Here is a 10,461-nt window from a genome sequence, read left to right on the forward strand (position 1 = left end):
GGCAGGTTCGTGGACTTGCTGCCGACGATGCCGCTGATCAGCCCTGCCAAGGTATTCAGGTGGCGGGCAAGGTTGCCTTGCGGTTCGTGGGGGTAGAGCCGGTTCAAGGCTTGGCGGATGGCACGGTATCGGCGTACGTTGCCGCTCATGATTCCTCCTAGGGCTGGGACTCGCCATGGAGTATACCATAAGTCAACCCCCAGAAAAAAAGTGTACGGTAGTGAATCGAGCATTCATATTCCTCAAGCAATATACTAATCGATTGTCAGCACCAGGGCATTACTGGACGCATGCGTCCATGGGGGCTGGCGTCTGGCGCCGGGTCGCGGGCCTCTCGACCGCACGCCTGAACGGTGCGTACAGCGGCGTGATTTGCGCGCCGCGCCTTCCCCTGCTACACTACGCGCCGCAATGAGAAGCGTTGGTGTCGCTCTTGTATCGTTCAATACGCGCGATCTGCTGGCGGCATGCCTGGAGTCGCTCCAGACGTGCTCACTGCTGTTGCACGTCGTGGTCGTCGATAACGCCTCTGCCGACGGCAGCGCGGCGCTGGTGCGCACCCGCTTTCCGCAGGTTGCACTCATCGAGGCGGGGTGCAACCTGGGATTCGCTGCTGCGACTAATCTGGCAATCAATGCGTTGCGCCGTGAGCATCCGGCGCTCGAGTATGTGCTGCTGCTCAATCCCGATACCGTTGTTCGTGAAGGCGCAATTGAGACGCTGGCGGCGTTCCTCGATGCCCACCCGCGTGTTGGCGTCGTTTCGCCAAGGTTGCTGAACCCTGATGGAACCCTTCAGCCGGCGGCATTTCGCTTTCCGACGCTGATGATGACACTGCTCGATCTCTTTCCTCCCGGCGAGGTGTTGCCCGGACGCCTGTACAACTCCTGGTGGCACGGTCGGTATCCCCAGGAACAGTCCGGTGATGCGCCCTTCCCCATCGATCATCCGCTTGGCGCCTGTATGCTTGTCCGTTGTACAGTGATCGATCAGGTGGGTCTGCTCGACGAGGGGTATTTCATGTATGCCGAGGAGGTCGATTGGTGTTACCGCGTGCGCCGCGCAGGTTGGGCGATCTGGCAGGCGCCTGGCGCTCAGGTGGTGCACGTCGGCGGCGCTGCGACCGGTCAGTTCCGCGTGCGAATGCTGACGGCGCTGTATGCCAGCCGGTTGCGGTTCTTTCGCACACATTACGGCGAGCGTTCTGCGCGGCTGCACAGGGCGATCATTCACGCCGGCATGCTGCGGTTGATGCTGTGCGCCTGGCGCGACTATGCTTCGCGCACTATCGGGCGTGACGAGGTGCGGTCGCGCTTGTGGGCGTATGGCAGCGTGTTGCGCCTATGACACCTCCTGCTGAGCCGGTTGCTTCACTGTCGGTCGCGGTCATCGCCGGCAATGAGGAGCGTCACATTGGCGATGCGCTCGCCAGCGTCGTCGGTCTTGCCGCTGAAATTGTCGCTGTGATCGACAGCCGTTCGTGTGATGCAACGGCGGCCATCTGTCGAGACTACGGTGCGCGGGTGTATGTTGAGCCGTGGCGCGGATTTCCTGCCCAGCGCAATCGCGCGCTCGATTTGTGCACCGGCGCCTGGGTGCTTTTCCTCGATGCCGACGAATGGGTGATGCCCGATCTGGCGGACGAGATTCGCGCGGTCTTGAAAAGCGGCACAGATAGGGCGGGATTCTGGATTCCGCGCTATAACCTGTTCTTTGGCCGGCGACTGAAGGGCGGCGGATGGTACCCCGACGCGCAGTTGCGCCTGATGCGCCGCGATTGTGCGCGCTATGACGAGGCGCGCCTGGTGCACGAATTTGCAACGCTCGATGGACCGGCGGGCAGGATGCAGGGGCATCTGGTGCATCTGAACATCGAACGTCTCGACGAACTGTGGCGCAAGCAACGGGCTTACGCCATTCAGGAAGCGCAGACCCTCTTTCTGGCAGGTGCGCCGGTGCGCTGGCGGACATTCATTGGCGCGCCAGTGCGAGAGTTCTACCGGCGTTTTGTTGCGCTGCGCGGCTACCGCGATGGTGCGCTCGGTCTGTTCCTCTGCGCAACGATGGCGTTCTTCGAGATGGTGAAGTATGCTCATCTCAAAGGACTGACAGCAATCAAATGAGCGTCCGGCGTGAAGATTCGCTCTTTGGTGCAACGACTGATGCTTGCAATTATCATCGTGTCCTGGAATGTCCGTGATCTGCTTGATCGGTGCATCACAACGGTGCATGCCTCGCTTGCCGGCTCCAGCATTGCGTATCGGATCGTTGTCGTCGATAATGCGTCAACGGACGGCACATCCGCCATGCTGCGCACGCGACATCCCGATATTGATGTGATCGATGCCGGGCGCAACCTGGGGTTTGCCGGCGCTAACAATCTGGCGTTGCGTCGTGTATTCGTCCAGAGCGGCGCGAGCGTCCGGTATGTGCTGCTGCTGAATCCAGACACCGAAGTGGTTGGGGGGGCGATTCCGGCGCTGGCGCGCTATCTGGAGGGACATCCCGATGTTGCAGTGGCGGGTCCGCGGCTGCGTTACCCTGACGGAACGGTGCAGTCGAGTCGGCGACGTTTCCCGACGCCAGGGGTCCTGTTCTGGGAGAGCACGCCGCTCGAATGGCGCTGGTCCCACAACCCCTGGGTGCGGCGCTACCGCTGCATGGATCTGCCGGATGACCGGGAACAGACGGTCGATTGGCTGGTCGGGGCGGCATTGATGGTGCGTCGGTCGGCGATTGAATGCGCCGGTCTGCTCGATGCCGGTTTTGTTATGTATTCCGAGGAGTTGGAGTGGCAACAGCGTCTGCGCGCCTGTGGTCGCATCGTCTATCTTCCCGCTGCCGAGATTATTCATCACGAGGGAAAGAGCAGCGCGCAGGTTCCAACCTGGCGATTGCTGACCTTCCACCGGAGTCGTTTGCGGTATGCGCGGCTGCGCTATGGCGATCGTCTGGCAACGGTATTGCGCGCGTTCCTGATGGCGGCATATGGCGCAGAACTGTTGATCGAGGCGGGTAAGTGGCTGTGCGGGCATCGGCGCAGTTTGCGACGGCAGCGGATAACCGGGTATCTGGCGTTTCTGCGAGGGCTGGTGAGGGGTTAGGGGGTTACAAGAACTGAGAACTGAGAACTGAGAACTGAGAACTGAGAACTGAGAACTGAGAACTGATACTAATACGCAGTCATTCGTGCAATACTGCCGGGGCGCTGCGGGCGAAAGCCCTCGCTGAGGACGCAGTTCGACTACGCTCACCGCAAGTGAAAGCCCCGCTGGGGCTGCTGATGCCACTGCGCAGTCTGCGTCCACGACTGCCAACGCGCGTTGTAGATTGTTACGCCTTGCGAACCGAACGCGCGAATATGATCTGACCGACTGCCGCCTGGTGTGCGAGCGGCTTCCTGATGAACAAAAGGTCAGATTCGCCGCACTCCCCCAACCGCGACGGTTTGGGAGCGCATCATCCGGCATCGCCGGTGCAGCCTGTGCAGGCGGGTTTGGCAACCGTAGCCTGCGGCTTCAGCCGCCGGGCGGACGAGCGGATTGCCGATGCCAGGGCCAACGTCAGCCGCAAGGCGGTCAACACGGGCAATGATTGGGCAACATCTGGTTGAACGCTCTACGAGAACCGAGAACCGAGAACCGAGAACCGAGAACCGAGAACCGAGAACCGAGAACCGAGAACCGAGAACCGAGAACCGAGAACCAAGAACCAAGAACCAAGAACCAAGAACCGAGAACCGATAGAGCGATCCCCCACAACCTGGACAATCAAGGATTTTACCTTCAACCCGCAACCTTCATACCTTCGCCTGTTCCAGTCTGCGCCTTTGTGCGATCAGCACGTTCAACGTTGTAACTTGCAACGTTCAACGTCTCTTCTCTCTCATCATATTTACTTTTAGGGCGGCTTCGTGGTAGTATTGAACCGTATCGCAAGGGAGCCGCTCATGCTCAAACGATGGTTTCAGCGTCGCAGACGTCTCAGCGACGCGCAACTCGGGCGCGAATATAAAGTCGATGACGTCATCGAACAGCGCTACGAGGTGCAACAGGTGCGCCGCGGGTATATGGGGGTCGTCTATATTGCCTACGACCGCCAGCAACGTCGGCGTGTCGTGTTGAAGACGTATCAGACGAAATATCTCTGGGATGAGGCTGCTATCCGGCGTTTTAATGCCGAAGCGGAACTCTGGATTCGTCTGGGCAGCCACCCTAACATTGTTTGCGCCTACGATATTCACCTCTACATGGGGCGTCCTCATGTGGTCGCTGAGTATGTGAACGGCGGTCCGCTCCGCGCCCTGGTGGGCCGCCTTCAGCCTTTGGAAGTGATCGACTACGGCATTCAGATCTGCCGCGGTATGCAGTATGCCGTCGATCAGTTGAACCTGGTGCACCGCGATCTCAAACCGGACAACATCATGCTCTCGTTTAATGGGCGCGCCAAAGTGACCGACTTCGGCTTGTCGAGAGTGCTGCGCCCCTGGCAAACCTTCTTTGATGCCGAACATGCCGAGCAGCGACGGCGAGTCTCTTTGCGCGCCACATTTTCAACCTCTGGTCTTGGCGGCACGCTGCCCTACATGGCGCCCGAACTTTTCGATGGCGCGGCTGCCGGTGTGTGGAGCGACATCTATGCATTTGGGGTCACCCTGTATGAGCTGTTCGTCGGTCGCCTGCCGTTCGATGCGCAGCGCGATGATGCCCTGATCCGGTTGATTCGCAAAGCGCCGCCGCCCGATCCACGCCTCCTGGCGCCGAATGCGCCGCCGGATGCTGCGGCTATTGTTGTGCGCTGCCTGGCAAAACGTCCCGCCGAGCGGTTTCAATCGTTTGCCGAGCTCGAAGCGGCGCTGCAGCGCGTTCGTGAGTCGCTCGTTGGATCTCCCTTCACTGATGAGTCGCCGTTCGACGACCGCGATGAGGCGGAGCGCTGGAAAGAGCGCGGCCTGGCGCACATGAACATGGGAGAGTACAAGGAAGCGATTCGTTGCTTCAAGCGCGCCGTCGAACTCGATCAGGACCAACCGGATGGCTGGAACCTGATTGCGCGCTGTTCCCTCAAACTCTGGCTGTATCACGAGGCGTTGCAGGCTGTCGATGAGGGTTTGCGGCGCGCCGTGAGTCGTACCGAATATGCGCATCTCTATGGCGCGCGCGGCGACATTTTTGCGGCGATGCAGAAGCCGCTCGAAGCGTTGACCGCTTACGACAAGGCGCTCTCGTATATGCCGAGCGCGCCTGCATTGTGGCGCAGCAAAGGCTCGTTGTTGCAGCATCTTGCGGAGACGGCGTCGGCTCAGGAGTGCCTGGAAAAAGCCATTCATCTCGACCCGTCCGATGCGGTTGCCCGTCGCCTGCTTGGCGATCTGCTCTGCCGCCAGGGACGGTACAAAGCCGCCGTCGATTCGTATGCCGAAGCGCTGAAACTCGATCCCCGTTCGGTTGACGGATGGGTGAAGTATGGGACCTGTTTGCTGCACCTGGCGCGAATGGAAGAGGCGCAGCATGCCTTCGAAAAGGCGCTCCAACTCGATCCAGAGAATAATGACGCGCTTGCCGGACTGCATCGGATCAAAAAGTAGTAAGAGTCCGCTGCAAAAGGGCTTAACCACAAAGGACACGAAGTGCACGAAGGTGAATAAAAATGAAGCTCATTTCCTTTGTGTCCCTTTGTGACCTTCGTGGTTGCTTTTTGCAGTGAAGTCAATAACATTTTGATATTCAATGTCAGGTTTCTGTTATAATCACAGCAACGATTGGTCCTGGTCAGCCCGGCGTGTTGCGCTGTCGAACGTGAGTGCTGGTGCAGAGTCGTCGGGCATGTTTGTAGACGTACATTTCGCAACCTGAGGAGACGTCAGCCAATGTCACGGCGTGTGGTTGTTACAGGAATGGGCGCTGTCAGTCCGCTGGGACTGGATGTTCCGGCGCTCTGGCAGGGCATTCGCGAAGCGCGGAGCGGTATCGGTCCGATCACCCTGTGCGATGCGTCGAATCTTGAGTCGCGCATTGCGGGCGAGGTGCACGGCTTCGATCCGCTCAATTATATGGACCGCAAAGAAGTCCGGCGCAATGACCGTTTCATTCATCTGGCAATCGCTGCCGCCAGCGAGGCGCTGCGCACGGCTGAGTTGACTGCGACGCCAGAAAATGCCGACATGATCGGGGTTGTCATCGGTAGCGGGATCGGCGGGATTACCACCCTGGCGGAGGGAGTGATCACCTTGCAGGAGCGCGGTCCTGCACGGATCAGCCCGTTTCTCGTGCCGGCCATGATCACGAACATGGCTGCCGGTCAGGTGTCAATGATGTTTGGTTTGAAAGGACCGAACTATTGCCCGACATCCGCCTGCGCGAGCGGGGCGCACGCGATTGGCGAGGCGGCGGAGATCATCCGGCGCGGATGGGCGTCGGCAGTGGTTGCTGGCGGCAGCGAGGCGCCGATCACGCCGATCGGGATTGCGTCGTTTGCCAGCGCGAAAGCCATTTCGACGCGCAATGACGATCCAGCCGGTGCGTCACGCCCGTTCGATGCCGAGCGCGATGGGTTCGTGCTATCGGAGGGAGGCGCAATGCTGGTGCTGGAAGACCTGGAGTTCGCCCGTGCGCGCGGCGCCCGCATTCTGGCGGAACTCGTCGGCTATGGTCTCTCAGCGGATGCCTACCACATCACCCAGCCGGCGCCCGGCGGCGAAGGGGCGTTGCGCTCGATGCGCGCCGCACTAAAGCACGCCGGTCTTTCACCCGACGATATTGATTATATCAATGCGCACGGCACCAGCACGCCGGCCGGCGACATCGCCGAAACCGAGGCGATCAAGCGTCTGCTCGGCGAACGCGCCTATCGCGTGCCGGTCAGTTCGAGCAAGTCGCAGTTTGGGCATCTGCTCGGCGCTGCCGGCGCCATCGAGGCGATCGTCAGCATTCTTGCCATTCAAGAACAACTGCTCCCGCCGACGATCAACTATACCACGCCCGACCCGCAGTGCGACCTTGATTATGTGCCCAATGCGGCGCGTCCCGGTCGTGTGGATACGGTGTTGAGCAACTCGTTCGGCTTTGGTGGTCATAATGTCTCGCTCATCTTCCGACGCTACGAAGAAGCCGCTTGATGAACTCTGTGCGCGCCTGAATGTGGCGTTCTCCGATCAGCGTTTGCTCCAGCAGGCGCTGACGCACAGTTCATTTCTCAACGAGCGCGTCGATGAGCGTCTCGCGCTCTCCAGCAATGAGCGCCTGGAGTTTTTGGGCGATGCGATTGTCAATTTTCTGGCGACCAGGCTGGTGTTCGAGCATTTTCCCGACGCAAGCGAAGGCGATCTGACCGCATGGCGCTCGGCGCTGATCAGAACGGAAACGCTTGCCGGTTTTGCGCAGCGGTACGACTTGGGTTCACACGTGTTGCTGGCGCGCGGCGAAGAGGCGAGCGGCGCCCGACAGCGGCCGGTGCTGCTGGCAGATACGTTTGAGGCTGTCGTCGCTGCGGTCTTCATCGATCAGGGTCTCGATGCCGTGCAAACGTTGCTCCTGCCGCTGTTCGATGAGGTGCTGGCGGCACTCCAAAAACAGGGTCCGCCGCTCGACTATAAGAGTAAACTCCAGGCGCGTATTCAGGCGGAGCGAGGGATCACCCCGCGCTATCGCACGATCAGGCAAAGCGGCCCGGAACATCAACCGGAGTTTACGTCCGAAGTGCTGGCCGGTGATGAGACGCTTGGCAGAGGACGTGGTTCGAGCAAACAGGCGGCAGAGCAGGATGCGGCGCGAGAAGCGATCAAGAGGTTAGAGGCTAGAGGTGAGGGGTGAGGGGTGAGAGGTGGCATTACCCCTTCGTGCCTTTCGTGATCTTGGTGGAGAGCAGGGGCGCGAGGCGCGAGGTGAGAGGTGAGAGGTGAGAGGTGAGAGGTGAGGGGTTACGAGAACCGAGAACTGAGAACCAGAGTAGAGCCTGATCCATGCCAATCCGTCTTAATCCGTCCGAATCCGTGTTCTATTAAGCGCCATGCTCACAGGACGTACCATGCTGATCACCGGCGGCAGCGGGTTCCTGGGTGCGGCGCTGGTGGATCTGGCGCGCACGCAGGGGTGGGATGTCGTTGCAACGTACCACGCGCACGAACCGCAGACGGAGGGTGTGCGCTGGGAAATGCTCGATCTGCGTGATGGAGCGGCGACCAGGGCGCTGATCGAGCGCTATGCGCCGGATGCGATCATCCACACGGCGTATCGCCAGGAAGGACCGGATATGGCGGCGATCACGGCAGATGGGGCAGGCGCCGTTGCTCAAGGCGCATACGCGGCAAAAGCGCGCCTGATCCACATGTCGAGCGACGTGGTGTTTGACGGGGAACGGAGCGGCAGGTACGCCGAGGCGGATGCCCCGCGCCCGGTGACGGCATATGGCGCTGCCAAGGCTAAAGCGGAACGCCTGGTCGCCGACGCGCATCCCGCAGCGTTAATCGTCCGCACGTCGCTGATCTATGGCGGGCCGGAGCATCCTGGCAGACACGAACGGTTCGTTCTCGACGTGATCGATGGGCGTGCAGAGGCGGTCTTCTTCACCGACGAACTGCGCTGCCCGATCGTGGTTGGCGATCTGGCGGCAGCGTTGCTGGAACTGGCAGAGCAGGACCGCAGTGGCATTCTGCACGTGGCAGGTCCGGATGTTGTCAGTCGCTACGAATTCGCCCGTCTGATCGCCGGTGCATTTGGGCACGATCCGGCGCGTGTGCGTGGCGGTCCAAGCCCGGCAGCGCCGCGTCGTCCGCGCAACTGCGCGCTGGACAGTCGTGTCGCGCAGGGGGTGCTGACGACGCGAATCCGAGGAGTTCGGGACGTATTGGGTTGAGCGATATGGATTGCAATCCCCGAAGGGAACGGTCGGGAACTGGAAAAGCGAAAACGAATGTGATCGCACTGCATCATGCGATACGCCAGTAGTCTCGCTTCCCCAACCTCCCGGAAAGAGAGGCAGCGTGATGAAACGAACGCCCGACTCGATCTGTCAGTTGGTCAGGGAATTGCAGGAGGGCGATGACTTCAGCCGGGCACAGGCATCCTTCGCATTGGGGATGCTGGGTGAAGCGGCTGTTGCCCCGCTGATCGACCTGCTGTACCACGAGGACCGTGATGTGCGCATGCGGGCGGCATGGGCGCTCGGAGTGATTGGTCAGCCAGCATTGCCCGCATTGCTGGACCTGGCTGAAAGTGATAGCCCGTCAGCGCGCATTGAAGCCATCCGAATACTGGGAGTGATTGGTGAAGGGCGTGCGCTCAACGCGCTGTTTCATGCATTGACCGACCCGGATCCACGAGTTGCGCAGCGCGCCGCAATTGCGTTAGGGCGTATCGGCGACACGCGCGCCTTTCATCCGCTGTTGATTGCGCTGCACCATCCTGCACCCGATGTACGCTTCGCTGCCTGCAACGCCCTGGCGCACATGAATGTCGCCGAGGCGATCCCTGCGCTGTGCAAGTGCGTAGTGGAAGATACCGGCCTGACGTCGTGGGGGGCATCGGTGGCGGAGGCGGCGCAGCGCGCCATTCAGGAGATCGAAGCGTCCAATCCATCCGTTTCAAAGGATCAGTTTGCTCGAGTGCGCGATCTGCTGCGGCGGTTGGAAGTGTAAGGCAGGGTCGTTTGCGCCCGCGCGGCGCCTTGCTTCAGTACTTGTGCGCCTGGTCGGGTCCGGGCACGAATGTCGGGCAGTTGATGCACACGGCGGAGCATGCTATCCTTGCCGCCAGCATCCGGGAACAACGAAACGTAAGGGCGGGTCTCAGACCCGCCCTTACGTCGTCCGGTTCAGGAGGACTGTCAGGCGGCAGCCCGCCGCACCGCCCGACGATCAACCGTCAGGCTGATCGCACGAAGGGCGTGGCAGCGCCCTCGCCCCGGCGTGGTCGCATGTCCTGACCCCTCCCGCGCCAGCGTGGCCGCCGCGCAGCGTGGCATGCACGGCGCCGTAGTTCCTGACAACTCATGCCTGCACCCCCTCCGAATCGTGCCGTTGACGTTCCTTAACCTTCATGGTATAATACGTTGACTTCGATACCCGCCTTTCACACCCGTGCAATCGATGCAGAACGGTTTTCTGCAAGGATGTGCAGAGCAACAGGTGCTATGCGCTTGTATCGCTGTACACACGGGTCAAAACGCCAATTTCGTTCGTGCGGGGAGGTGATGTGCATAACGGCAATCAATGGCGTGATTCTTGAGTTTCCGGCAGATTCCTCATTGGAGTGAAAGGACAGAACCACTATGCGTTCGATGCGTAACGTATGGCGGCGAAGTGGCGCACTGGCGCTGCTTCTCATCCTGATCATCCCGGTGCTGGCAGCGTGTGGCGGTCAGCAGCCTGCGGCGCAACCGACGGCGGCGCCCGCGCAACCGACGGCGGCGCCCGCGCAACCGACGGCGGCGCCCGCGCAACCGACGGCGGCGCCTGCGCAACCG

The 10,461-nt window shown here is 60.9% G+C and carries 9 protein-coding genes and 1 pseudogene; all 10 read left to right on the plus strand.

Annotated elements, in window-relative coordinates:
• Positions 1-411 precede the first annotated feature (411 nt).
• Positions 412-1,347, plus strand: a complete 936-nt coding sequence (locus AC3EA7_RS08475; protein WP_488613610.1) for a glycosyltransferase family 2 protein — start codon at positions 412-414, stop codon at positions 1,345-1,347.
• Positions 1,344-2,123 carry a glycosyltransferase family 2 protein gene (locus tag AC3EA7_RS08480; RefSeq protein ID WP_488613611.1) on the plus strand — a complete coding sequence of 260 codons (780 nt, stop codon included), beginning with the start codon at positions 1,344-1,346 and terminating at the stop codon, positions 2,121-2,123. The genes AC3EA7_RS08475 and AC3EA7_RS08480 overlap by 4 nt, the downstream gene beginning before the upstream one ends.
• A gap of 9 nt (positions 2,124-2,132) precedes the next feature.
• Positions 2,133-3,104, plus strand: coding sequence for a glycosyltransferase family 2 protein (locus tag AC3EA7_RS08485; protein WP_488613612.1), 972 nt, complete (start codon positions 2,133-2,135; stop codon positions 3,102-3,104).
• Positions 3,105-3,403: 299 nt separating this feature from the next.
• Positions 3,404-3,613 (plus strand): hypothetical protein, encoded by a 210-nt coding sequence (locus AC3EA7_RS08490; protein WP_488613613.1) that lies wholly within the window; start codon positions 3,404-3,406, stop codon positions 3,611-3,613.
• Between the two features lie 336 nt (positions 3,614-3,949).
• Positions 3,950-5,587: a protein kinase domain-containing protein gene (locus tag AC3EA7_RS08495; RefSeq protein ID WP_488613614.1), complete on the plus strand. Its 1,638-nt coding sequence runs from the start codon at positions 3,950-3,952 to the stop codon at positions 5,585-5,587.
• A gap of 282 nt (positions 5,588-5,869) precedes the next feature.
• Positions 5,870-7,117 carry a beta-ketoacyl-ACP synthase II gene (gene fabF, locus AC3EA7_RS08500; protein ID WP_488613615.1) on the plus strand — a complete coding sequence of 416 codons (1,248 nt, stop codon included), beginning with the start codon at positions 5,870-5,872 and terminating at the stop codon, positions 7,115-7,117.
• A complete protein-coding gene (rnc, locus tag AC3EA7_RS08505) occupies positions 7,077-7,811 on the plus strand; it encodes a ribonuclease III (protein WP_488613616.1) in 735 nt (244 codons plus the stop codon). Before fabF ends, rnc begins: the two co-directional genes overlap by 41 nt.
• A gap of 196 nt (positions 7,812-8,007) precedes the next feature.
• A complete protein-coding gene (locus AC3EA7_RS08510; RefSeq protein ID WP_488613617.1) occupies positions 8,008-8,853 on the plus strand; it encodes an SDR family oxidoreductase in 846 nt (281 codons plus the stop codon).
• Between the two features lie 130 nt (positions 8,854-8,983).
• Positions 8,984-9,634 (plus strand): HEAT repeat domain-containing protein, encoded by a 651-nt coding sequence (locus tag AC3EA7_RS08515; RefSeq protein WP_488613618.1) that lies wholly within the window; start codon positions 8,984-8,986, stop codon positions 9,632-9,634.
• 632 nt (positions 9,635-10,266) lie between these two features.
• Positions 10,267-10,461, plus strand: a pseudogene (locus AC3EA7_RS08520) (peptide ABC transporter substrate-binding protein); the annotation flags it as partial.

Source organism: Roseiflexus sp., assembly GCF_057785375.1.